Source organism: Viridibacillus soli (genome assembly GCF_016612995.1).
GTDB classification, from domain to species: domain Bacteria; phylum Bacillota; class Bacilli; order Bacillales_A; family Planococcaceae; genus Viridibacillus; species Viridibacillus soli.
Genome location: NZ_JAEOAH010000001.1, coordinates 127,911 through 152,558, shown reverse-complemented (window position 1 = coordinate 152,558; position 24,648 = coordinate 127,911). Strand labels below are relative to the sequence as shown.

The 24,648-nt window shown below is 38.7% G+C and carries 18 protein-coding genes, 1 other RNA gene, 2 pseudogenes and 1 other annotated feature; of the genes and pseudogenes, 19 read left to right on the top strand and 2 right to left on the bottom strand.

Annotated features, from left to right (window positions below; all coding sequences use genetic code 11):
* Positions 1-148 precede the first annotated feature (148 nt).
* From ruvA to JFL43_RS00720, 6 genes are all read left to right on the top strand, one after another.
* Complete coding sequence (ruvA, locus tag JFL43_RS00745; RefSeq protein ID WP_200747527.1) at positions 149-769, top strand: Holliday junction branch migration protein RuvA; 621 nt, start codon at positions 149-151, stop codon at positions 767-769.
* A 19-nt stretch (positions 770-788) separates the two neighbouring features.
* The gene (ruvB, locus tag JFL43_RS00740) at positions 789-1,793 is read left to right on the top strand and encodes a Holliday junction branch migration DNA helicase RuvB (protein ID WP_200747526.1); all 1,005 of its coding nucleotides are present in this window, start codon (positions 789-791) and stop codon (positions 1,791-1,793) included.
* Between the two features lie 18 nt (positions 1,794-1,811).
* Positions 1,812-2,864, top strand: coding sequence for a tRNA preQ1(34) S-adenosylmethionine ribosyltransferase-isomerase QueA (gene queA, locus JFL43_RS00735; protein WP_200747525.1), 1,053 nt, complete (start codon positions 1,812-1,814; stop codon positions 2,862-2,864).
* Positions 2,865-2,867: 3 nt separating this feature from the next.
* Positions 2,868-4,010, top strand: a complete 1,143-nt coding sequence (gene tgt / locus JFL43_RS00730; protein WP_100794380.1) for a tRNA guanosine(34) transglycosylase Tgt — start codon at positions 2,868-2,870, stop codon at positions 4,008-4,010.
* Positions 4,011-4,054: 44 nt separating this feature from the next.
* On the top strand, positions 4,055-4,345 hold the full coding sequence (gene yajC, locus JFL43_RS00725) for a preprotein translocase subunit YajC (RefSeq protein ID WP_100794379.1): 291 nt from the start codon (positions 4,055-4,057) through the stop codon (positions 4,343-4,345).
* Between the two features lie 201 nt (positions 4,346-4,546).
* Positions 4,547-5,188, top strand: coding sequence for a DUF421 domain-containing protein (locus JFL43_RS00720; RefSeq protein WP_200747524.1), 642 nt, complete (start codon positions 4,547-4,549; stop codon positions 5,186-5,188).
* On the opposite strand, the gene JFL43_RS00715 is transcribed toward JFL43_RS00720, so the two are convergent.
* On the bottom strand, positions 5,183-6,700 hold the full coding sequence (locus tag JFL43_RS00715) for a putative polysaccharide biosynthesis protein (RefSeq protein WP_100794377.1): 1,518 nt from the start codon (positions 6,698-6,700) through the stop codon (positions 5,183-5,185). The genes JFL43_RS00720 and JFL43_RS00715 overlap by 6 nt on opposite strands.
* Before the next feature lie 91 nt (positions 6,701-6,791).
* On the opposite strand from JFL43_RS00715, the gene JFL43_RS00710 reads away from it, so the two are divergent.
* The 8 genes and pseudogenes from JFL43_RS00710 to JFL43_RS00675 form a co-directional block, all read left to right on the top strand.
* Positions 6,792-7,115 carry a post-transcriptional regulator gene (locus JFL43_RS00710; RefSeq protein ID WP_234447523.1) on the top strand — a complete coding sequence of 108 codons (324 nt, stop codon included), beginning with the start codon at positions 6,792-6,794 and terminating at the stop codon, positions 7,113-7,115.
* 288 nt (positions 7,116-7,403) lie between these two features.
* Positions 7,404-9,677 (top strand): protein translocase subunit SecDF, encoded by a 2,274-nt coding sequence (secDF, locus tag JFL43_RS00705; RefSeq protein WP_200747523.1) that lies wholly within the window; start codon positions 7,404-7,406, stop codon positions 9,675-9,677.
* 1,648 nt (positions 9,678-11,325) lie between these two features.
* Positions 11,326-13,671 carry a single-stranded-DNA-specific exonuclease RecJ gene (gene recJ / locus JFL43_RS00700; protein WP_200747522.1) on the top strand — a complete coding sequence of 782 codons (2,346 nt, stop codon included), beginning with the start codon at positions 11,326-11,328 and terminating at the stop codon, positions 13,669-13,671.
* On the top strand, positions 13,671-14,183 hold the full coding sequence (locus JFL43_RS00695) for an adenine phosphoribosyltransferase (protein WP_100794373.1): 513 nt from the start codon (positions 13,671-13,673) through the stop codon (positions 14,181-14,183). Before recJ ends, JFL43_RS00695 begins: the two co-directional genes overlap by 1 nt.
* A gap of 253 nt (positions 14,184-14,436) precedes the next feature.
* Entirely contained in the window at positions 14,437-16,632 is a 2,196-nt protein-coding gene (locus tag JFL43_RS00690) for a RelA/SpoT family protein (RefSeq protein WP_200747521.1), read from the top strand.
* A 16-nt stretch (positions 16,633-16,648) separates the two neighbouring features.
* Positions 16,649-17,089 carry a D-aminoacyl-tRNA deacylase gene (gene dtd, locus JFL43_RS00685; RefSeq protein WP_200747520.1) on the top strand — a complete coding sequence of 147 codons (441 nt, stop codon included), beginning with the start codon at positions 16,649-16,651 and terminating at the stop codon, positions 17,087-17,089.
* 117 nt (positions 17,090-17,206) lie between these two features.
* A pseudogene (locus tag JFL43_RS23275) lies at positions 17,207-17,296 on the top strand (hypothetical protein); the annotation flags it as partial.
* Positions 17,297-17,382: 86 nt separating this feature from the next.
* Positions 17,383-17,574 (top strand): annotated as a pseudogene (locus JFL43_RS00675) (manganese catalase family protein); the annotation flags it as partial.
* 174 nt (positions 17,575-17,748) lie between these two features.
* On the opposite strand, the gene JFL43_RS00670 reads toward JFL43_RS00675, so the two are convergent.
* Positions 17,749-19,440, bottom strand: coding sequence for an SH3 domain-containing protein (locus JFL43_RS00670; RefSeq protein WP_200747519.1), 1,692 nt, complete (start codon positions 19,438-19,440; stop codon positions 17,749-17,751).
* 117 nt (positions 19,441-19,557) lie between these two features.
* Positions 19,558-19,795: a binding site (T-box leader), on the top strand.
* A gap of 106 nt (positions 19,796-19,901) precedes the next feature.
* On the opposite strand from JFL43_RS00670, the gene hisS reads away from it, so the two are divergent.
* The 5 genes from hisS (at position 19,902) to JFL43_RS00645 (ending at position 24,616) form a co-directional block, all read left to right on the top strand.
* Complete coding sequence (gene hisS / locus JFL43_RS00665) at positions 19,902-21,176, top strand: histidine--tRNA ligase (protein ID WP_100794368.1); 1,275 nt, start codon at positions 19,902-19,904, stop codon at positions 21,174-21,176.
* 15 nt (positions 21,177-21,191) lie between these two features.
* On the top strand, positions 21,192-22,970 hold the full coding sequence (gene aspS, locus JFL43_RS00660; RefSeq protein ID WP_200747673.1) for an aspartate--tRNA ligase: 1,779 nt from the start codon (positions 21,192-21,194) through the stop codon (positions 22,968-22,970).
* A 124-nt stretch (positions 22,971-23,094) separates the two neighbouring features.
* Positions 23,095-23,276: non-coding RNA, 6S RNA (gene ssrS, locus JFL43_RS00655), on the top strand.
* A 293-nt stretch (positions 23,277-23,569) separates the two neighbouring features.
* Positions 23,570-24,289, top strand: coding sequence for a glucosamine-6-phosphate deaminase (locus JFL43_RS00650; RefSeq protein ID WP_325166610.1), 720 nt, complete (start codon positions 23,570-23,572; stop codon positions 24,287-24,289).
* A 114-nt stretch (positions 24,290-24,403) separates the two neighbouring features.
* Positions 24,404-24,616, top strand: a complete 213-nt coding sequence (locus tag JFL43_RS00645) for a hypothetical protein (RefSeq protein ID WP_200747518.1) — start codon at positions 24,404-24,406, stop codon at positions 24,614-24,616.
* Positions 24,617-24,648 lie beyond the last annotated feature (32 nt).

Below are 24,648 nucleotides of genomic sequence, written 5' to 3'. Positions count from 1 at the left end.
CTTTTTTGAGAAAGGTACGCCAGATAAATGTTCAGATAGATCGCCAAGGCGATCTATCTTTTTCTACTGTCATTTGGACAAAGGTCTGACATTCTAACAAGAAGAATATTATGCTATAATCATAGCGCTGAATATAAGGAGAATTGCCATGTATGACTACATAATTGGACAAGTAACAAGAGTTACTCCTGAATATATCGTCATGGAACAGCAAGGAATTGGTTGGCAGCTGTATACGCCAAATCCCTTTGCATTCCGTGTACAAAAAGAATCTCTGCAGGTTTTTACACATCACCATATAAGAGAAGATGCGCAGCTTTTATTTGCTTTTCAATCATTAGAGCAGCGCGAATTATTCCGTAAGCTCATTCAAGTATCAGGTATTGGCCCAAAAGGAGCGATGGCAATTTTGGCGAGTGGCAATCCATCTCAAGTTATTCAAGCAATTGAACAGGAAGATGAAGTATTCCTCGTGAAATTCCCGGGTGTTGGGAAGAAAACAGCTCGACAAATGATTCTCGACCTAAAAGGGAAACTAGATGCGTTACTTGAAAATGTCGAGTTACCGAGTACAGAAGATGAGTTGCCACTATTTGGTGTGAATGCGAATAAACATGAGCTGGAAGAGGCATTATTAGCGTTAACAGCTCTTGGCTATTCTGAACGTGAGCTAACGAAAATTCGTCCACAGTTAGATGAGGATAACAAATTGACATCAACTGAAGCATATATGAAACGAGCATTACAACTATTGTTGAAACAAAAATAAATGAAAGGAGGAATAGTTCATGGACGAGCGCGTTATATCCGGCGAAATATCTAATTTTGATGAGCAGTTTGAGTTGTCACTACGTCCTCAAAATTTAGCTCAATACATTGGGCAGCAAAAAGTAAAAGATAACTTGAAAATATTTATCGAAGCAGCGAAAATGCGTGAAGAAAGTTTAGACCACGTGCTTCTTTATGGACCTCCAGGGCTTGGTAAAACGACTTTAGCGGCTGTTATCGCCAATGAGATGAATGTCAAGATTCGCATGACCAGCGGACCAGCTATTGAGCGTCCTGGGGATTTGGCGGCAATTGTTAGTTCGCTTGAGCCAGGAGACGTTCTTTTTATTGATGAAATTCATCGCCTACCACGCGCCATTGAGGAAGTACTTTATCCTGCAATGGAAGATTTTTGTTTAGATATCGTCGTTGGGAAAGGACCTGCAGCACGCTCTGTCCGACTTGACCTACCTCCTTTTACATTAGTAGGAGCAACTACTAGAGCAGGCGCACTATCAGCACCACTACGAGATCGTTTTGGCGTGTTGCTACGCCTCGATTATTATGACGAACTTTCATTAACTGAAATTGTTTGTAGAAGTGCTGAACTTTTTGAGGTGAAAATTGATAAAATAGCAGCAGGGGAAATTGCCCGCCGTTCTCGTGGGACGCCTCGTATTGCAAACCGTTTATTGAAGCGAGTTCGAGATTATGCGCAAGTCATTGGTGACGGTGACATTACGCTAGAAATGGCACAAGCTGCACTCGAGTTACTACAAGTTGATCCGTTAGGTCTAGATCATATCGATCACAAGTTAATTTCGACGATGATTGAACGTTTCCGTGGAGGCCCGGTTGGTTTAGATACAATTGCTGCAAGTATTGGGGAAGAATCTATGACGATTGAGGATGTCTATGAGCCCTATTTAATGCAGATTGGTTTCGTACAGCGAACGCCTAGAGGACGCTTAGCAACCGCCCTTGCTTATGAGCATTTTGGTTACCCGTTACCATCACAAACCTAAAACAAAAGGAAGTTAATAATGAAATTAGAAGACTTTGATTTTGCATTACCAGAAGAATTAATTGCACAAACACCTTTAAAAGACCGTACTTCAAGCCGCTTGATGGTAGTAGACCGTGAGTCCGGCGAAGTGACACATCATACATTCCGTGATATTATCGAAGAACTGCATGAAGGTGATTGCCTCGTATTAAATGATACACGTGTATTGCCTGCACGCTTAATGGGTGTGAAGGAAGAAACAGGTGCACATGTCGAGGTTTTATTATTAAAACAAACGGCTAACGAAGATGAATGGGAAACACTTGTGAAACCTGCGAAACGTGTGAAAATAGGCACTGAAATTACATTTGGTGAAGGCTTACTAAAAGCGACATGTACAGGTGAGTTAGATCATGGTGGCAGACTATTCAAATTTGACTACGAAGGTATTTTCTACGAAATTTTAGACCAACTTGGTGAGATGCCTCTACCACCTTATATTCGTGAAAAATTAGATGACCAAGATCGTTATCAAACTGTTTTTGCGAAAGAGCGTGGTTCAGCAGCAGCCCCAACAGCAGGTCTACACTTCACTGAAGAATTATTAGATGAAATCCGTGCAAAAGGTGTCAAAGTCACTTTCTTAACATTACATGTAGGCTTAGGAACATTCCGCCCTGTCAATGTAGAAACGATTGAAACACATGAAATGCACTCTGAATTCTATCATTTATCAGCAGAAACAGCAGCGCTTATTAACGAGACAAAACAAAAGGGCGGCAGTGTAATCTCAGTAGGCACAACGTCTACTCGTACACTTGAAACAATTGCAGAGCGCCATGATGGGAAACTTGTAGCAGATAGTGGCTGGACTGCGATTTTCATCTACCCAGGTTTTGAATATAAAGTAATTGATGGTTTAATCACAAACTTCCATTTACCAAAATCAACGTTAGTAATGCTAGTGAGTGCATTAACAACGCGTGAAATAATATTAAATGCTTATAATATCGCTGTACAGGAACGCTATCGCTTCTTTAGCTTTGGCGACGCGATGTTTATCCGCCCAAAAGCACAGAAAGGAAATTAATCAATGTCTCAAGCAATCAGATATGAGTTAATTAAAACAGATAAACAAACTGGCGCACGTCTTGGTATCGTGCATACGCCACACGGTTCTTTTGAAACACCAGCATTTATGCCAGTAGGTACACAAGCTTCTGTTAAAACAATGTCTCCAGAAGAAGTAAAAGATATGGGAGCCGGTATTATTTTAAGTAATACGTACCATCTATGGCTTCGTCCAGGTCACGATATCGTTCGTGAAGCAGGTGGTCTCCACAAATTTATGAACTGGGATCGCCCAATTTTAACTGATTCTGGTGGCTTCCAAGTATTTAGCTTAAGCCATATTCGTAAAATTGAAGAAGAAGGCGTTCATTTCCGCAATCACTTAAACGGTGATAAACTATTCCTAAGCCCTGAAAAAGCGATGGAAATTCAAAATGCACTAGGAGCAGATATTATGATGGCATTTGATGAATGTCCTCCGTTCCCAGCTACTTTTGAATATATGAAAGCAAGTGTTGAGCGTACTTCTCGCTGGGCTGAACGTTGTCTAGCGGCTCATGCTCGTCCACAAGACCAAGGTCTATTTGGTATTGTACAGGGCGGTGAATTTGAGGAGTTGCGTAAGCAATCTGCGAAGGATCTTGTATCAATGGATTTCCCGGGCTACGCAATCGGTGGTTTATCTGTAGGGGAACCGAAAGATATTATGAACCGTATGCTTGAATACACTACACCATTATTACCATCAGAAAAACCACGTTATCTAATGGGCGTAGGTTCTCCTGACTCATTAATAGACGGTGCCATCCGCGGTATAGATATGTTTGACTGCGTATTACCAACACGTATTGCTCGTAATGGTACATGTATGACAAGTGAAGGCCGATTAGTAATTAAAAATGCAAAATTTGCAAGAGATTTTGGCCCACTTGATCCGAACTGTGATTGCTACACTTGCCGCAACTATTCACGTGCGTACATTCGCCACTTGTTGAAAGCGGAAGAAACTTTTGGAATCCGATTAACTTCTTATCATAATTTATATTTCTTACAAGATTTAATGAGAAACGTAAGACAAGCGATCCGTGAAGATCGACTTGGTGATTTCCGAGAAGAATTTTTTGAAGCATATGGTTTCAACAAACCAAATGCAAAAAATTTCTGATTCTTGTATACTATTGAAAGATATAGAAAGGAGGATTTTATTTAATGGATATTATTAGCGGAATTGGTCCGATAATTCTAATGTTTGGTGTGATGTACTTATTATTAATTCGTCCAGCACAAAAACAACGTAAAAAAACGTCTCAAATGCAAAATGAATTATCTCGCGGTAACAAAATCGTGACGATCGGTGGATTACACGGTGAAGTAGACGCGGTTGACGATACAACAGTTATCATTAAAGTTTCAGACGGCACAAAAATGCGTTTCGAACGCGCAGCAGTAGGCCGTATTGTAGAAAGCTCAACAACATCTGAAGTATCTTTGGACAAGTAAAAGCTGAAGGCGGTCGTTAAAAAAGACTACTCCACACTTAAAAGTGTAGAGTAGTCTTTTTTTTGACATATTATCCTTAGTGAACGTAAAATCCAAAATAGATTGAACAGATTAAATGTTAAAAAACCAAAAGCAAATTCGATGCTTTTTTTGTATGAATTTCTAAATATTGCGCAATCTATATGGAAAAAGGAGTCGTTTATGAACGATTTAGTAATCATCTCATTTCGTACTTTCTTGTTATATTTTGTTATTTTGATTATTTTTCGCCTCATGGGAAAGCGAGAGGTTGGAGAGCTTAGCGTGATTGACCTTGTCATATTCATATTCATCGCAGAAGTCGCGGCATTTGCTATTAGTGATCCGCAGCGCAAAATATTGGACTCTATTTTGCCGATGATTATGTTGCTCATTATTCAAGTTATCATGTCATTTATAACTTTAAAAAATAAAAAATTCAGGGATTTAATTGAGGGCGCCCCAGTTACGATTATTCGGGATGGCGTTATTATGGAAAAAGAAATGAAGAAGCAACGTTATAATTTAGATGATTTATTTCAGCAGTTAAGAGAACAGCAGGTAGGCTCTGTTCAGCAAGTTTCCTACGCCTATTTAGAGCCGTCTGGCAACCTTTCTGTCTTCGTGAAAGATGAAGACCCCCCCATTCTACCGTTAATTGTTGATGGAGAGGTACAAAATCGTCATATCAAGTTAATACAAAAAACGGAAGGATGGTTAAAGGAAAAACTATTGGAGCAAGATATCATTGACGTTACAGAAGTGTTCTATTGCTGCTTTGAAAATGATGAACTGCATGTGCAAAAAAAGGAGTCGGCATTATAGTCGTTTCCGAATTGTTTTTGTTAAATACATGAAATCACGCCATCTAATTTGATGGAAGAGCGATAAAAGCCCAAACAGAATGCCAAGTGTAATGGCGCTATTCTCAACAACGGAAAGACCTGTAGTCGGCATTAGAATCGTTCGCAGTACGACAACGAAAATAAAGATAGCATAAGGAATGATAAATAAGCGGAAACCTGTTTGCATGTATTTTTTCTGGCGAATGGTTGCGATATGTAAAAAGGATGTGACAAGAACGCCGAAACCAATCGCAATGACTGCACCTTTTTCCTGTAACCCAGACTGAGAGGCAAGAACGAACATAACAAAAAGTTTACCGATACCACCATATACTGCATTCATCATCGCTGCATTCGCTTCATCAATTGCTTGGAGAATCGAATTTAAAGGGCTTTGGATATAATAAAAGAAAAAGACAGGCGATAATAATTTCACATAACCGCGATTTTCTTCTAAATGAAAGAGCTTCATCGCAAGTTCATCACCATGAATAAAGAAATACGTCGCTGCAAAGCAACCGACAAGCGTCGACAGCCTTAGTGAAATATGGACACGGTCTTTCAATAAACGCTGATTGCCACGAGCCACCGCATCACTAACTGCTGGTATGAGCACAACAGATAGAGCGTATGGCACAAATGCTGGGAATAATAATAACGGAATTAATACACCTGATATAACACCGTATAATTTCGTAGCAACTGCGGCCGTCATGCCTGCAAGAGTTAGGGCTTTTAAAAAGACAATAGGCTCTAAAAACCATGTAAATGTCCCGAAAATTCTACTGCCAGTTGAAGGAAGAGCAATTTTAAATATAGGATTTGGTGGGTAATATTCTTTAGTTGGCTGTAAAACACTAGAGCGCTTTACTTTTCGATAATGCCAATATAAATAAAGGAAAGCAAAAACTTCGGCAATCGCTGTAATGAGCATTGCAAATGCAGCAGTTTGAGCGGGCTCATCTGCATGCACGCCATATGGGAGTAAAAATGTGATGAGAATGATACGAATAATTTGTTCCATCGTTTGAGACCAAGCTGTTTCTGCAATGCGAGCAAGCCCTTGGAAAAATGATTTTAAAAGGGCTGATGCAGCGGCAACTGGAACTGTCGCTAATCCAACATATAAAATAAGCGTGGTCTGTCCGTCATGGAGTAAATTATTAGACAAAAATGGAATGAAAAACGTTAGCAGTGGAAATAAAATAATGCCAGCAAGAAAGGTCAATAGAGTAGCTGTTCTCATAACAGCGCTTAATTGTTCTTTCTTTTTTTTCGCATGCAGTTCAGCAATTATTTTTGCCACTGCAATCGGAATACCTAGTTGAATTAATGAGAGGAAGAAAATAAAAGCAGGATAAGCCGTCATATAAGTGCCGACAGCCTCTTCACCAGCAATCCTCATAAATTGCATTCGATATAAAAAACCTAAGAGCTTAGATAAAAATACAGCACCCATTAACAAGAAAGTGCCATGAAAAAAAGAAGTCAATACTATCCCTTCCTTCTCAATTCAAGAAAATTCGTATACAATTATCCTATGCAAGAACAGAAGCGGATAAAACTACCATAGAGGAAGTGAAATGATGACTATCGAATACGAGCATTTATTTCAAAAGTTTTTACCAGCTTTAATTAGTAAGAGAAATGAGTTTAAGATGCAAGGTTATAAGATGGTTACTGTTCAGGATATATGGGGAATTTGTGTGAAAAAGAAATGGCGTAAACGCAATATTCAAACGCTGCATGCCTATGAAATAGTAGAAGATTTATTTTCTCTTACAGCTGCGCAATACATGACATATTCCCAAATCGAGGAATCAAAGACATCAAATTGGTTTTCTGTTTTAAATCAAGATGAATTACAACTGCTATTACATCAGCAAGAACAAAAAGAACCACTGTAGAAAATAGTAATAAAGACGGTATGCGAATGCTAAAGGAACGATTTGACAGTAGGCTCAACGTGTTTCATAATAAACGTGTTGTGTTAAAAAGACCGGTAGTGAAGAAATAAATGGAATATTATACTGAAAACTGATTATTACTGATTTTCAGCCACTACTTTATAATTTATGAGTATTTAGTAGTAAGGTTTTTACAAGCTTTATGCATAAATTCATGTCATAATATAAATTATTGGATAAAATATTTTTCTAGTCATACCGTGGTATTTGTTTGAGGAGGAAGTTTGGATGAAATTAAGAAGCAGAATCGTTGCTTTTATGTTGCTATTAGTTGTATTTGGCGCAACGATGAGTACGACTGTTCAAGGAGTCTTGAACAATATTAAACTAGGCCTAGACTTACAAGGTGGCTTTGAAGTTCTTTATCAAGTAGAGCCATTAAAAAAAGATGGTCCGAAGATTACAGAAAACGATGTTAAAGATACAACAGACGCACTTTTACGTCGTGTAAATGCACTTGGTGTAAGTGAACCGAGTATTCAAGTGGAAAGTGGTGAACGTATCCGGGTTCAATTAGCAGGTGTTAAGGATCAAGAATCTGCTCGTGAACTACTGGCAACTGAGGCCAATTTAACATTCCGCGATGTCAACGACAACATTTTGTTAGACGGAAGTGATTTGAAACAAGGCGGTGCAACGGATTCTTTTGATGATCAGAATCGCCCAATGGTTACTTTAAAATTAAAAGATCCAGCAAAATTTGCTGAAGTAACAAAAGAAATTTTAGCCATGGGAGAACCAAATAATGTGTTAGTCATTTGGTTAGACTTTGAAGAAGGCAAAGATTCATACGCAGAGGAAGTTAAAAAAACAGAACCTAAATTTGTTTCGGATCCACGCGTATCACAAGTAATCAACTCTTCAGATGTTCAAATTACAGGCACATTCACTGTTCAACAAACAAAAGATTTAAAAGGTGTTTTAAATGCAGGTGCATTACCTGTTAAATTAGATGAAATTTATTCGACTTCAGTAGGTGCCCAATTTGGTGACCAAGCGCTGAAAAGTACTATTTTTGCAAGTATCTTAGGTATTGCATTAATCTTTATCTTCATGCTTGTATATTACCGTCTACCAGGTCTAGTCGCTAATATTACATTAACAATCTTCACATTCTTAGTTCTTGTCATCTTTGACTGGATTAATGCAGTTCTTACGCTACCGGGTATTGCGGCAATTGTACTTGGAGTAGGGATGGCCGTGGATGCCAACATTTTAATGTACGAGCGTATTCGTGAGGAATTACGCGTAGGTAAGTCGATTAAGGCGGCATTCAATTCGGGTGCAAAATCATCATTCACAGCTATTTTCGATGCCAATATTACAACGCTTCTTGCAGCAGCTGTATTATTTTACTTTGGGACAAGCTCTGTTAAAGGTTTTGCAACAACATTAATCATTAGTATTTTAGTCAGCTTTATCACAGCTGTTTGGGGAACCCGTATTTTACTAGGTTTACTTGTAAACAGCGGATACTTTGATGGGAAAACGGGTTGGTTTGGTGTTAGTAAAAAGAAAGTACACAAAATTGAAGAAGGCGTGGACACATTAGATTTATCAACACGCTTTGATAAGTTAGATTTTGTGCACAATCGTAAAAAATACTATGCAGCTTCACTTATCTTTATTATTGCAGGATTTACTATTTTGGGAATCTTCAAGCTTAACTTAGGTATTGATTTCTCAAGTGGTACACGAGTGGAAGTCCAAGCTGAGCACAAGTTAACAAAAGATGAAGTATCTGATTTCATCACTAAAATTGGCTTTGAATCAGAAGATATTGTTATTTCTGGTGATAAGAGTGATATCGGTGTTATACGTTATAAAGACGATTTTACAAAAGATGAAGTGAAAAAAGTTAAATCAGAATTTAAGAAAGAATTTGGCCACGACCCAAGTATCAGTACAGTATCTCCAACTGTTGGAGAAGAGTTAGTGAAAAATGCAATCAAAGCATTGTCACTTGCTGCACTTGGCATCATTATTTATGTAGCTTTCCGTTTCGAATGGCGCATGGGTGTCGGTGCGATTGTGTCATTACTGCATGACGTATTCTTTATGGTCGCGTTATTTAGTTTCTTCCGCTTAGAAGTGGATATTACGTTTATCGCCGCAGTATTAACGATCGTTGGCTATTCAATAAACGATACAATTGTAACGTTTGACCGTATACGTGAAAACCTACATCGTGTTGGTAAAATTAAAGATGAAGAAGAGCTTGCTAATATTGTCAACAAATCACTTCGTCAAACTTTAGGACGATCTGTGAATACAGTATTAACAGTAATTATTGTAGTCGTAGCATTATTGCTATTTGGTGCACCATCTATCCAAAACTTCTCGATCGCATTATTAATCGGGTTAATTACAGGTATGTATTCTTCAATCTTTATCGCAGCCCAAATTTGGTTCTCACTAAAAAAACGTCAAATGAAAAAACAAGGCAACTTAGACGTTGGTAAAAAGAAATCACAATGGGGAACAGACGAACCAATGGTATAACTAAATGCTGAAGGAACTCGTTCCTTTGACTACTCCGCACTTAAATAGTGCGGAGTAGTTTTTTTGTTTGTTGAAATATCCAGGGTGAGCATGGAATTCTGGAATTTGAGCACCGACTTCACTGACTGAAGCCCAACTGGGAGGCTCGACTTCAATGACTGAGCTCAGCTATGATGACTTAAGCCCAAGCTTCATTGACTGGAGACTCAGCTATGATGACTCAAGCTCAAACTCAAACTTCAATGACTGGAGAACCAACTATGATGACTCAAGCCTAAGCTTCACTGACTGAGGTCAGCTATGATGACTCAAGCTCAAGCATCAATGACTGGAGACTCAGCTATGATGACTCAAGGCCAAGCTTCAATGACTGGGGGCTCAACTATGATGACTCGAACCTAAGCTTCAATGACTGAGCTCAGCTATGATGACTCAAGCCCAAGCTTCACTGACTGGAGATTCAACTATGATGACTCAAGCTCAAGCATCAATGACTGGAGACTCAGCTATGATGACTCAAGCCCAAGCATCAATGACTGGGGAACCAACTATGATGACTCGAGCCCAAGCTTCGATGACTGGGGAACCAACTATGATGACTCGAGCCCAAGCTTCGATGACTGGGGCCCCAACTGTGATGACTGAAGCCCAAGCTTCAATGACTGAGGTCAGCTATGATGACTCGAGCCCGAGCTTCGATGACTGGAGAACCAACTATGATGACTCGAGCCCAAGCTTCGATGACTGGGGGCCCAACTATGATGACTCGAGCCCAAGCTTCGATGACTGGGGCCCCAACTGTGATGACTGAAGCCCAAGCTTCAATGACTGAGGTCAGCTATGATGACTCGAGCCCGAGCTTCGATGACTGGAGAACCAACTATGATGACTCGAGCCCAAGCTTCGATGACTGGGGGCCCAACTATGATGACTCGAGCCCAAGCTTCGATGACTGGGGCCCCAACTGTGATGACTGAAGCCCAAGCTTCAATGACTGAGGTCAGCTTCAATGACTGGAGACTCAGCTATGATGACTCGAGCCCAAGCTTCGATGACTCGAGCCCAAGCTTCGATGACTGGGGACCCAACTGTGATGACTCGAACCCAAACCTCAAAGACTGAGGTCAGCTATGATGACTCGAGCCCCAGCTTCGATGACTGGGGGCCCAACTATGATGACCCGAGCCCAAGCTTCGATGACTGGGGCCCCAACTGTGATGACTCGAACCCAAACCTCAAAGACTGAGGTCAGCTATGATGACTCGAGCCCAAGCTTCGATGACTGGGGCCCGACTATGATGACTCAAGCCCAAGCTTCACTGACTGGAGATTCAACTATGATGACTCGAGCCTAAGTTTCAATATAAGTCGTCCATTCGCTTTAGTAAATTTTTTTTGTACAAAGAAGTGTGAACCAATTCAGCAAAGTGTTAACTAAAAAATTCAAATGATTGTGACGAAGGAACAAGAAATTCAACAGCTAAAAGGCACACCGGCAAATTGAAAACAATCGCTGATGTTAAGATATGAATTTGTTTCAGTATGAAATAAAATTAATTTTCATAGACAAACCTTTAGGATGACTATACCTAAAGGTTTTTTTCATGGGCTAAATTAGGTATAATGAAACGCGTAAGGAAGTGACAGAATGGTAATGACAACAAAAAGATGGCGAATAGAAAAACCTGATGAAACAATAGTGAAAACGTTTCAAAAGGAACTAAACATTCCTTCTATTTCTGCAAAAATATTAGCCGCACGTGGTTTTGATACAGTCGAATCTGCACGTGCTTTTTTAAATATAGATGAAAAATCTATACACGACCCATTCCTATTGCACGGTATGCAACAGGCAGTGGACCGTATTCATCAAGCGATTAATAATGATGAGAAAATTCTCGTATATGGTGATTATGACGCCGATGGTATAACAAGTACATCTGTCATGATGACCGTTTTAAGAGATTTGGGCGCGAATGCAGCGCACAAAATTCCAAACCGTTTTACAGATGGCTATGGACCAAATGAGCGGCTATTCCGTGAAGCACATAGTAATGGCTTCCAATTAATTATTACAGTTGATAACGGTATTTCAGGTAACCATGAGGTGCAAGTGGCAAAAGAGCTTGGAATGGATGTCATTGTGACAGATCACCATGAAATAGGGGAAGAATTGCCACCAGCTGATGTTATCATCCATCCAAGACATCCTGAAGGGAATTATCCATATGGTGAGCTTGCAGGCGTTGGCGTGGCATTTAAAGTGGCTCATGCTTTGTACGGTGATTATCCAAAGCATCTCTTAGAGTTTGTTGCTATTGGGACGGTAGCTGATTTAGTGCCCTTATTAGATGAGAATCGTTATTTAGTGAAGCAAGGCATTCTAGCTCTACAAAAATCATCAAGACCGTCGATCAAAGCATTAAGCACGGTAACAAGTACGAAACAAAATGAAATAACTGAAGAAACAATCGGTTTTAGCTTTGGACCGAGATTAAATGCATTAGGACGTCTTGGTGATGCTAATCCTGGCGTAGATTTTTTGCTAGAAGAAGATCAGGCCAGTGCTACAACAATGGCAAACTTATTAAACGATAAAAATAAGGAGCGCCAAGGAATCGTTTCAGATATTACGGAGCAAGCTGTTGCAATGGTTGAAAATATCGACGAAATCAGCAACTCGCAAGTGCTCGTTATTGCTGAAGAGGGCTGGAATCCAGGCGTCGTAGGAATTGTAGCTTCTAGACTTGTTGAAAAATATTATAAACCAACGATTATTTTATGTATTGATACGGAAAAAGGTATTGCAAAGGGTTCAGCTCGAAGTATCGAAGGGTTTAATATGTATCAGGAGCTTGCAAAAAATCGTGAAATTTTACCCGCATTCGGTGGGCATCCAATGGCAGCAGGTATGACACTTGCGATGGAGGACGTTGATGAATTACGTGAGCGACTTAATCAGCAGGCCAGAGCATGTCTGACAGAGGATGATTTAATTCCAATTTTACAAGTAGATATCCCGCTGAAAATTGATGAGATTGATACGGATTCAATTGCAGAAGTGCGCGAATTGGCGCCATTCGGTATGAGTTTTTCTAAACCTATATACGGTATTGAGGACGTTCATATCCAATCAATGCGAAAAATTGGTGCGAATGAAGATCATATGAAGATGGAAATCGGTCAACCAAATGCCACAATCGATGCAGTAGGTTTCCATAAAGGGTATCTTGTTGATGAGTTGACATATGGTATAAACGTATCCTTTGCAGGGGATTTACAAATTAATGAATGGAATGGTCGAAAGAAACCGCAATTCATGATATCTGACGTGCGTACAGATGAATGGCAGCTATTTGACTTGCGAGGTATTAGACAAGTGGCTAGATGGCTACAAACCGTACCTGTGGAAGAAGCTACTTTTATAGCGTTCAAACCTGATACAATGCAGTTTTATGAATCATTAATTCCGAAGCAAATTATTCCTTATAGTGACGAACTTGTGATAGAAAACGTTAGTCCTTATATTGTCTTATTGGATATGCCACAAGACGTTCATAATTTAGAAGCATTACTTTCAAGTGTCAAACCGACGAGAGTTTATGCTCATTTCTATATCCCAGATTCGCATTATTTCGACGGCATGCCTACACGTGAGCAGTTTGGCTGGTACTATACGTTTTTGAATAAGCGTCGTGAGTTTCATTTGAGACAGCATTTAAATGATTTGGCAAAGCATAAAGGTTGGAGCCGTGATATGCTAATTTTCATGACAGAGGTGTTTTTTGAACTCGGTTTTGTTACAATAGAAAACGGTCTTGCAAAAATAGTAGAAGATGCACCTAAGAAACAGTTAACGAGTGCAGTAGCTTACAAAAAACGCACGCAACAAATGGACTTAGAACAAACCTTATTATATGCACCATATAAAGATTTAAGAGAGTGGTTTGACGCGAGATTAACCGCTCAAACAGTTTCTGAGGAGGAACAGTAATGGATTTAAAAAAATATGTAACTACAGTTGAAGGCTGGCCAAAAGAAGGCATTTCTTTCAAAGATATCACAACAATTATGGACAATGGGAAAGCATACCGATATGCCACAGACCAAATTGTTGAATATGCTAAAGAAGTAGGTGCTGAATTAATAGTTGGACCAGAAGCTCGTGGTTTCATAACTGGATGTCCAGTGGCTTATGCGCTAGAAATTGGTTTTGCTCCTGTTCGTAAACCAGGAAAACTACCTCGTGAAGTAATCAGTGCTGATTATGGTTTAGAATATGGCAAAGATACATTAACGATGCACAAAGATGCTGTTAAACCTGGTCAAAAAGTATTAATCGTTGACGATTTACTTGCAACTGGTGGTACAGTAGCTGCGACCATCCAACTTATTGAAGAATTAGGTGGAGAAGTAGTAGGTTGTGCATTCTTAATCGAATTAGAAGAACTTCATGGTCGTGACAAAATTAAAGGGCATGATATATTTACATTAATGAAATACTAATTTCCCCTGAACCTCTTTGCTATTGCAGAGAGGTTTTTTATTATTAAGGAAATTATAAAATTTTGCACGGAGGAAGATGTAGGTGTTCTATATACTGGATGCGTCCACCTCTGAGAGCACTGCACTTTATTCTTTTGTCGAATATATTCGAATAGTCAGCGCTTTTCTTCAAATAACCTTTACAACAGGGTTGTTTTTTTTATACAATGAAAGTTATATCTAATCGGAAAATTTATGGAATAGGGTGGCTAACATGGCGAAGGATCAAGTGATGACAGTAGAAGACGTTTTCGCAACTCTTTCTTCTTATATGAATACCGAACATGTTGCTTTTGTACAAAAAGCATATGAGGTTGCGAGAGAAGCGCATAAGGAACAGTTTCGAAGCTCGGGGGAGCCTTATATTTTACATCCCATCCAAGTAGCAGGTATTTTAGCAGAACTTCAAATGGACCCTGAAACTGTATCTGCAGGTTTTTTACATGATGTTGTAGAAGATACCTCGGTAACACGTGGGGATCTTGTCGAAGCGTTCAGTGAAGATGTCGCTATGCTTGTAGATGGTGTAACAAAGCTAGGTAAGATTAAGTATAAATCGAAAGCAGAACAGCAAGCTGAAAACCACCGTAAAATGTTTGTCGCAATGGCGCAGGATATCCGCGTTATTTTAATTAAGTTAGCGGACCGTCTACATAATATGCGCACATTAAAGCATTTACCTGTTGAAAAGCAAAGACGCATTTCAAAGGAAACACTTGAAATCTTTGCACCTCTAGCGCACCGTTTAGGAATTTCAGCAATTAAATGGGAGTTAGAGGATACTGCACTTCGTTACTTAAACCCACAGCAATATTACCGCATCGTTAACTTGATGAAGAAAAAGCGTGTAGAACGTGAAGCTTATTTATCATCTGTTATGGGTGAAATTCATACACAACTTGATGATATTGATATAAAAGCGGATTTATCAGGTCGTCCAAAACATATTTACAGCATTTATCGCAAAATGGTCGTGCAAAATAAGCAGTTTAGTGAAATTTATGATTTACTAGCAGTCCGTGTGATTGTCGATAGCATTAAAGATTGTTATGCTGTTTTAGGTATTGTGCATACGCTTTGGAAGCCAATGCCAGGCCGTTTTAAAGATTACATTGCAATGCCAAAACAAAACTTATATCAATCATTGCATACGACCGTTATTGGACCTTACGGCGATCCATTAGAAGTACAAATTCGTACGATGGAGATGCATAATATTGCGGAGTTCGGGGTTGCGGCGCACTGGGCGTATAAAGAAGGCAAGAATATCGATATGAGCAAATCGAATATCGATAGCAAATTGACTTGGTTCCGAGAGATTTTAGATTTCCAAAACGAATCTTCTGATGCAGAAGAATTTATGGAATCACTAAAATTTGATTTATTCTCTGATATGGTTTATGTTTTTTCTCCAAAAGGAGATGTCATGGAATTACCAGCTGGATCCGTGCCAATTGACTTCGCATACCGCGTGCACTCTGAAATAGGCAATAAAACAATCGGTACTAAAGTGAATGGTAAAATGGTACCGCTTGATACACCGCTGAAAACAGGCGATATTGTTGAAATTATGACATCTAAGCAATCATTCGGCCCAAGCCGAGACTGGCTGAAGCTTGCGCAATCTTCACAAGCCAAAAATAAAATTAAACAGTTTTTCAAAAAGCAATTGCGTGAAGATAATGTTGATAAGGGCCGCGAATTAATTGAAAAAGAAATAAAAGAGCAAAACTTCGATCCTAAAGAAGTGTTAACAGCTGAAAACTTCAAACGTGTTTGTGAGAAAATGAACTTTGCTAGTGAAGATGATTTAGTAGCAGCTGTTGGCTTCAATGGTATGACGGCGCAACAAGTCGTAAATCGTCTTGCTGAAAAAATCCGTAAACAACGAGACCATGAAGAAGCACTAGTAAAAATTACGAAAGAAATGAATTCACCAGAAAAGAGAAAACCTACTGAGTCTGGTGTTGTAGTAAAAGGCTTAGAGAATCTACTTATTCGACTTTCTCGTTGCTGTAGTCCAGTTCCAGGTGATGAGATTGTTGGTTTTATCACAAAAGGTCGCGGAGTTTCTGTTCACCGTGCAGATTGTCCGAATGTGCAAGCAAGTGAAGAACAAGAACGCTTAATCGATGTTGAGTGGGGTTCTGCTATTGCCGATGAGAAGAAAGAGTACTCTGTGGATATCGAAGTGTCAGGTTATGATCGCCCAGGCTTGTTGAATGAAGTGATGCAAGTTGTCAATGAAGCGAAAACGAATATTAGTGCTGTAAGTGGTAGAGCTGACCGTGATAAATTAGCTACAATTAACTTAACTATTCGTATTCGAGATATTAGTCATTTATACAAAGTTGTCGACCGGATTAAACAAATTCCAGAGATATATTCTGTACAACGTGTGACAAACTAAGATAGGAGTTTTCATTTTGAAAGTAGTTCTGCAACGTAGTAGAAAAGCATCTGTAACTGTAGATGGACAAATTACAGGTGCTATTGAGCAAGGTTATGTATTATTAGTAGGGATAACAAATGGTGATACACAAGCTGATGCTGATTATTTAGCGAATAAAATCGCGAAAATGCGTCTATGGGAAGATGCAGATGGCAAGATGAATCACTCCATTATGGATCATGGTGGAGCTATTTTATCCGTTTCACAATTTACTTTGTATGCTGATACACGTAAAGGCAATCGTCCAAGCTTTATCGAAGCGGCGCGTCCTGAGGAAGCCAAACCTATGTGGGATTATTTTAATGAGACACTTCGTAATTTAGGTTTAAGTGTTGAAACAGGAGTTTTTGGAGCTATGATGGATGTCCAATTAATGAATGCTGGACCTGTAACGATTATCATCGAATCGAAATAATCAAAGTCACAAACCTTTGCCGATAAAACGAATGAAGTAGAACCATATTTTTATTCTGTGACTGTATCGTTTGTTTGGAAAAGGGTCGTCATGCAATTCAAGTAAAAAGTAACACCAGATTACCTAACAATCGTCATTAAAGGAACGCCTATTTATGTACGTATGAAGGAAATCATCTGGCTAACTGAAGCACAATTCATAACGTGAAAATCATAAACACTCTTTTTCCTACATACAATCTCGTATATAGAAAAAGGGGTGTTTTTTTGCTCCACCTGGTCAGCAAGCTATAAATTGAACTACCGAATCCTGATTACGGTGATGCTAATGCAGCGTCGATCGTTCAGAAGCTGTTAGGAGGCGAATTTGGCGAGGTGTCGATATTGAACAACTAAATGTATCAATCATTCAACTTCCGTCAAAAACATAAGCTAAAGCCTTTTTACGATGTAGTAGCAAGTATTAAAGCCGAAGAGTTTGGCCATGGAAGGGTGCAAAAATACCAGATTTGGATGATTTACCAGAAGAATTTGCTCCGGGAATCGGACCAGAAGAATTTAAAGCAATTGCCAAGCGCTTAATGGAAAATCTATAAAAACAGCCTTACTCTAGCATTCTAGTGAACGCTGTTGAGTAAGGCTGTTAGTTGTTAAATCAAATTATTGCGCTTTAAAGTAGTTGTGGATACCAAGTGCAATACTTCTACTTACATTCGTTTGGTGTGCTGAATTGATTAGTTTGCTACGATCCTCAATATTAGAAATAAAACCAACCTCTAAAAGGATAGAAGGAACAGTAGCCATACGGTTTACGTAAAAGCCATATTGTTTGACGAGTCTGTTCTTACTTCCCATAGCTGGTTGATAAGAGTTGTGTACAGCGTTTGCTAGTTGTCTACTTTTTGTTGGATAGGGATTACCTAAAGAATAATATGTTTCAGTCCCTTTTGCTGTAGCACTTGCTGAATTCATATGAATACTAACGAAAATATCTGCTTTTTTCGTTTTCGCCAAGTTGACACGACATTGTAAATCTATTGTTTTGTTTGGAGATATCGAGCAAGCCGAATATTGACTACGTGTTGTATAAACAGTGTAGCCCATACTTTCTAACTGGCTTTTTGTTTTTAAAGTAAATGCATATGTGAGTGAGGCTTCTGTATAACCACCACCGCCTGCACCAGGGTCAGAACCACCATGTCCTGCATCTAATATAATCGTCTTTTTAGATGTAGCAACTGGGTTTGTAGCTGGATCTGTTAATGTTATATAACTATTCGATGTATTATTTGAAATCCACCCTTTTTTGCCAGGTGCATATTCCACATAAACCCATTCATTTGACGGGTAAGTTGCGTATTGTAGTACTGTATAGTAATTACCGGCATTGGCTTGAGATAGAATCGTCCCTTTCGTATTCGGTTTTGAACGAATATTTAAATAGCCAGATTGAATATTGATATATTCTAGTTTTGAAGGCTTAGAATAAGTTACATTGTCTTCAGGTGTATCAGTTGGTTCTTCTGGTTCTTCCGGTTCTTCTGTTGGTAAATCTTCTAAATCCTCTTCTTCATTTGGGTTAGAAGTTTGTGTTGTCGGTTTTTTTGTACTGATTTTACCGTACGCAGTTTTGGAAGAAACCCACCCTTTTTTAGAAGTCTTGTATTCAATGTGTATCCAGTCACCTGACTGTTTTAAAATTTTAAATACGCTCCCTTTTTTTACTGTACCAAGAATAGCAGTACCAGCCGTTGAAAATGCTTTTTCTCGGACATTTAAATCAGCAATTGTTACAAGGAAATATTTACCGACGTTATCGTTTGTTGCTGCTGTATTTGTAGTATTAGACGAAGTAGTTGTTTTAATTGTTAAATAGCTTTTAGAAACCCAGCCTGTGTATTTGTCAGTCTTGATTCTTACCCAGCCATTTTTTTCATCTAAAACAGTTCCTTTTGTCCCTTTCGTTAATTTTCCGAGACTTTTAAATGTCGCTGCAGCTCCTGAGCGTATGTTAAGGTTGTCCACTTTAGCAGTTGCTGTTTTTGTTGCTTTGGAAACAGTAGTCGTTACTTTAGATAAGTATTTTGAAGAAACCCACCCTGTTTTTCCACTATACTTTACTTTAAACCATGTCCCTTTAGTAGATATTTTTGTTAATTTTTTGTCTTTTGGGATTGAGGTAAGTTTTTTAGTACTCGTACTAGGACCTTCGCGTAAAGTAAGTTGACTAGCCGTCACTTTGTAAGACGTTGAAGCCGCAGCTTCTGTATGTACTGGTTGGTAAAAATATGAGCAAATCAGAATGGTGATAAGTAGAAAATTACTAAACAATTTTACTATTTTTTTATTCATGTTCATCCTCCTTTATCTCTATTGTAAAAGAAAGTGACCTGGAAAATCTATAGTTTTTCAAAATTGTTGACATATTTGTTTAGATTGAGTAAAATATTTAGTAATCTGAATTTATCAAAATCACCTTTGACCGAGCAAGTAACTATATTTATTTGGCTGATGAGAGAGGAAAAGACGTGGCTGAAATCTTTTCTACAGTACAGTATAGTGAATAACACTCGAGAGGTTTTTCTTCGAAAGGCATTTGCTTATTAGGGGAAAACGGAATCGGCCGTTATCCGACATGAGAGGGTTTAGTTTTTACTAGATCAACTAGGGTGGAACCGCGGAAGCTTATACAGCTCTCGTCCCTTGCATTTAATGCAAGGGGCGAGGGCTTTTTTTGTTTCATCATAGATAATCGTGAGATAAAGGACATAGTACGTCCGCAGTAAATCTAAATTTTGAAAGGAGTTAATGGGATGAATTATAAAGTACCTAGAGGCACTCAAGATATCTTACCTGGACAATCTGAAAAATGGCAAAAGGTAGAGGAAATTATTCGTCATCTATGCCGAGTGTACAGATACCAAGAAATTCGCACACCAATTTTTGAGCAAACGGAATTATTCCAGCGCAGTGTTGGTGATACGACGGATATCGTGCAAAAGGAAATGTACACATTTAAAGATAGAGGAGATCGCTCATTAACACTTCGCCCAGAAGGTACAGCTGCTGTTGTGCGTTCTTACGTTGAACACAAAATGTTCGGTCAACCTGATCAACCAGTGAAATTATCATATATTGGGCCCATGTTCCGCTACGAGCGCCAACAAGCTGGTCGTTATCGTCAATTCGTTCAATTTGGTGTAGAAGCTATCGGCAGTAAAGATCCCGCAATAGATGCAGAAGTAATCGCTCTTGCGATGGACGTATATGAAACAGCTGGATTGAAAGATTTGAAACTAGTTATTAACTCATTAGGTGATGCAGACGTTCGCGGGGCACACCGCGATGCTTTGATCAAACATTTCAAACCCCATATCGTGGAATTCTGCTCGGATTGTCAAAATCGTTTAGAAAAAAATCCACTACGTATTTTAGACTGTAAAGTGGATCATGAAAATCCATTAATGGCTACAGCACCAGCATTAACGGATTATCTAAATGAAGAATCTGCAGCATATTTTGAAGAGGTAAAAAAATATTTAGACGTCCTAGGTATTACGTATGTAGTGGATCCTAACTTAGTACGTGGCTTAGATTATTATAATCACACAACTTTCGAAATTATGAGTACAGCTGAAGGCTTAGGCTCTATTACTACTTTATGTGGTGGTGGCCGTTATAATGGGCTTGTTGAACAAATCGGTGGTCCTGAATCACCAGGTATCGGTTTTGCAATGAGTATCGAACGCCTATTACTTGCTCTTGAAGCGGAAGGACGCACGCTTGATACCGAAAATTCACTAGCTATGTACATCGTTGCCATGGATGATCAAGCGAAGCTAAAAGCAGTAGAATTAGCAAGCTCATTTAGAGCAAAAGGTATTTCAACTGAGCTCGATTACGCTAGTCGTAAAGTGAAAGCACAGATGAAATCAGCCGACCGCCTAAATGCGAAATGGGTAATGGTTCTTGGTGAATCAGAATTAGCTGAGCAAGCTGTTAATGTGAAAAATATGGAAACAGGTGACCAAGAAAAAGTGCCTTTCCATGATTTAGTGAACTATTTAACAAAACATAAGGAACAATAATTGGAGGAACTAATGATGGCAAAGAGAACACATGAATGTGGGATATTACGCGGCGCTCATGAAGGCGAACGCGTCGTATTAAAAGGATGGGTACAACGCCGTCGCGATTTCGGTGGACTAATTTTCGTTGACCTACGTGACCGTACAGGACTTGTACAAATTGTATTTAACCCAGAAAACTCACAACAAGCATTAGATATCGCAGATACACTTCGTAACGAATTCGTTATTGAAGTACAAGGTAATGTTGCATTACGTGCGGAAGATCAAATCAATCCAAACATGGAAACTGGTATGGTTGAGGTATTTATAGATGATGTAACAATTATTAATAAAGCAAAAACACCACCGTTTGCAATCGAAGACCGTACAGAAGTAAACGAAGATATTCGTTTAAAATATCGTTATTTAGACTTACGTCGTCCAGTTATGTTTGATACGTTCAAACTTCGCTCTGACGTTACAAAAGTCATCCGTAATTTCTTACAAGATGAAGGTTTCCTAGAAGTAGAAACACCAATCTTAACAAAATCAACTCCAGAAGGCGCACGTGATTACTTAGTTCCTTCACGAGTACATGATGGCGAATTCTATGCATTGCCACAATCACCTCAATTATTTAAGCAATTATTAATGGTTGGTGGATTTGAACGTTACTTCCAAATCGCACGATGCTTCCGTGATGAAGATTTGCGTGCTGACCGTCAACCAGAATTCACTCAAATCGATATGGAAATGAGTTTCATGTCACAAGATGAAATCATCGAATTAAACGAGAATTTAATTCAAAAAGTCATGAAAGAAGTAAAAGGTGTCGATATTCCAGCACCATTCCAACGCATGCCTTACAAAGAAGCGATGTCTCGTTACGGTTCTGATAAACCAGATGTGCGCTTTGGCCTAGAACTTACTGACTTAAGCGATGTTGTTGCGGGTTGTAACTTTAAAGTATTCGCAAGCACTGTTGAAAATGGTGGTCAAGTAAAAGGTCTAAACATTAAAGGTGCAAACGATAAATATTCTCGTAAAGATCTAGACGAATTAACAAAATTCGTAGGCCGTTACGGTGCGAAAGGTCTTGCATGGATTAAAGTAACTGAAGAAGGCTTAACTGGTCCAATCGGTAAATTCTTCGCTGACGAGTACGGTGAAAAATTAGCTGAACGTATGCAAGCTGAACCTGGCGATACTTTAGTATTCGTAGCAGATAAACCTTCTGTTGTAGCAGCATCACTTGGCGCTCTACGAGTGAAACTAGGTAAAGAATTAGAGTTGATCGACCAATCACGCTTTGCATTCCTATGGGTCACTGACTGGCCATTATTTGAATACGATGAAGATGATGATCGCTACTATGCAGCGCATCACCCATTCACTCGTCCATTCGATGAAGACATCGAAAAAATGGATACGGAACCAGGTGCAGTACACGCACAAGCTTACGATATCGTATTAAATGGTTACGAGCTTGGTGGCGGATCATTACGTATTCACGAAAAAGATTTACAAGAAAAAATGTTCAAAACGCTTGGTTTTACAGATGAAGAAGCGCAAGATCAATTTGGTTTCTTAATGAATGCCTTTGAATATGGTACTCCTCCACATGGTGGTTTAGCATTCGGTCTGGATCGTTTCATCATGCTACTTGCTGGTCGCGACAACTTACGTGACACAATTGCATTCCCTAAAACAGCTAGCGCAAGCTGCCTGTTAACAGAAGCACCAAGTGCAGTATCAATGGATCAATTAGATCAATTGCATATTCGTACAAAAACACTTGCTGATGAAGATTAATCATTAGTTAAAAGACCCCGTAATCTAAGTGATTACGGGGTCTTTATTTAATGAAAAAAAGCTGCCGTTTTTTCATTTTATTATTTGGATTATTCTAACTACTTATGCTATTATATATTTAACACGAATCCTGATGTGTTCGTTAGATGCTTATCAGTTTTGACCGAACATAATATCGTCGGGAGTTCATATTTTGAAATGGCAAGCATGCCCGTAATGGGACGTTTAAAGTTTTGAAGAGGACACCCACCTGCTCAATGCGGGTTCAAAACGATTTGATTTTAAGACGGCATGATCGGGATTCGTTATTTCTGAAATTAAACCTCTCAATGAAAATTGAGGGTCTTTTTTTGTTGATTTTCATTGTTTAAACTACTTTTTTGATGGGAATTCAGTTTGTATTAGCATTAATCGAGAACAAATATAGTTAACTTGGCATGTTAGGTAAGTCGTTTAAATTCATAGTAGAAATAACCATTATTCTTTTTAATATGGCCATTATTTTGTATGGTTAAACAACTTTTTTCTTTTTTTATTGGCTTCCTTAGAAAGTATGCGTTAAAGTGTAAGTAAATAAATTGAAATGAGTTGGTAATGCAATGGAGATGAATAATAATATTAAAACAGCACTAGAGGTTGAAACGATTGAAAATCTAGAGGCGTTATATGACCGAGCATTTATGATTGTCAAAGAGGCAGTAGAAGCGGGGTCTAAAAACTTTGGTTTAGCCACTGGTGGTACGATGTTGCCACTTTATGATCGCATTCGCAATAGCAAACTCGATTTTACAAAATGCCAAAGTGTGAACCTAGATGAATATGTAGGTTTGTCGAAGACACATCCCGAAAGTTACATAGCATTTATGAAACAACAGTTATTTCATGAAAAGCCATTTAAGAAGTCTAACTTACCAGATGGCGAGGCAATAGATCCATCCGCAGAAGCTGCTCGTTATGAAGAACTTTTGAAGCAATTAACGCTGGATTTCCAACTATTAGGTGTTGGTGAAAATGGACATATAGGTTTTAATGAGCCAGGTACATCTTTTGACAGTGGAACGCATATTGTAAAGCTGTCAGATTCAACGAGACTGGCAAATGCAAGGTTCTTTCCCTCACTTGATGAAGTACCTACTGAAGCTATTACAATGGGAATCGCCTCTATTATGCGTGCAAAGCAAATTTTGTTAATCGCGGTTGGCGAGAAAAAGCGTATGGCCTTAGAAGCGTTGTTGAAAGATGAAGTGACGGAGAGTATACCGGTAACTATTTTGAAAAACCATCCGAATGTCATTGTGTTAACTGATTTAGCCATTTAAATATTGGATTCAGCGAGACTTCTAAGTGAACGGATAAGGTAAAATCTGTCCAAGCATACTTAGAAGTTTTTTAGTTACTAAAAATAATAAATAAAGTGTGAGGGGAAGTATTAAATGGAAATGCAAGAGAATATATTTACAATAGGAGAAATACATTTTGCCAAAGTAATGAATGCGATATTAAAAGTTTTCGGTTTATTATGGGGTGGATCATGTGAGAAAAGTGTAATATATCTGTATTTTCAGCCTAATCTAAACTTACTATTCTATCTATTCAGAAATGTTTTTTTAGAAAAAGATGAATTTCTTCTTTCCATTTACTTGTAAACGCTTTATAATTGGTATAGACAACTATACCA

Coding starts and splice junctions, on each gene's coding strand:
- ruvA (WP_200747527.1), top strand. CDS start 149: ATGTATGACTACATAATTGGACAAGTAACAAGAGTTACTCCTGAATAT.
- ruvB (WP_200747526.1), top strand. CDS start 789: ATGGACGAGCGCGTTATATCCGGCGAAATATCTAATTTTGATGAGCAG.
- queA (WP_200747525.1), top strand. CDS start 1,812: ATGAAATTAGAAGACTTTGATTTTGCATTACCAGAAGAATTAATTGCA.
- tgt (WP_100794380.1), top strand. CDS start 2,868: ATGTCTCAAGCAATCAGATATGAGTTAATTAAAACAGATAAACAAACT.
- yajC (WP_100794379.1), top strand. CDS start 4,055: ATGGATATTATTAGCGGAATTGGTCCGATAATTCTAATGTTTGGTGTG.
- JFL43_RS00720 (WP_200747524.1), top strand. CDS start 4,547: ATGAACGATTTAGTAATCATCTCATTTCGTACTTTCTTGTTATATTTT.
- JFL43_RS00710 (WP_234447523.1), top strand. CDS start 6,792: ATGATGACTATCGAATACGAGCATTTATTTCAAAAGTTTTTACCAGCT.
- secDF (WP_200747523.1), top strand. CDS start 7,404: ATGAAATTAAGAAGCAGAATCGTTGCTTTTATGTTGCTATTAGTTGTA.
- recJ (WP_200747522.1), top strand. CDS start 11,326: ATGGTAATGACAACAAAAAGATGGCGAATAGAAAAACCTGATGAAACA.
- JFL43_RS00695 (WP_100794373.1), top strand. CDS start 13,671: ATGGATTTAAAAAAATATGTAACTACAGTTGAAGGCTGGCCAAAAGAA.
- JFL43_RS00690 (WP_200747521.1), top strand. CDS start 14,437: ATGGCGAAGGATCAAGTGATGACAGTAGAAGACGTTTTCGCAACTCTT.
- JFL43_RS00670 (WP_200747519.1), bottom strand. CDS start 19,440: ATGAATAAAAAAATAGTAAAATTGTTTAGTAATTTTCTACTTATCACC.
- hisS (WP_100794368.1), top strand. CDS start 19,902: ATGAATTATAAAGTACCTAGAGGCACTCAAGATATCTTACCTGGACAA.
- aspS (WP_200747673.1), top strand. CDS start 21,192: ATGGCAAAGAGAACACATGAATGTGGGATATTACGCGGCGCTCATGAA.
- JFL43_RS00650 (WP_325166610.1), top strand. CDS start 23,570: ATGGAGATGAATAATAATATTAAAACAGCACTAGAGGTTGAAACGATT.
- JFL43_RS00645 (WP_200747518.1), top strand. CDS start 24,404: ATGGAAATGCAAGAGAATATATTTACAATAGGAGAAATACATTTTGCC.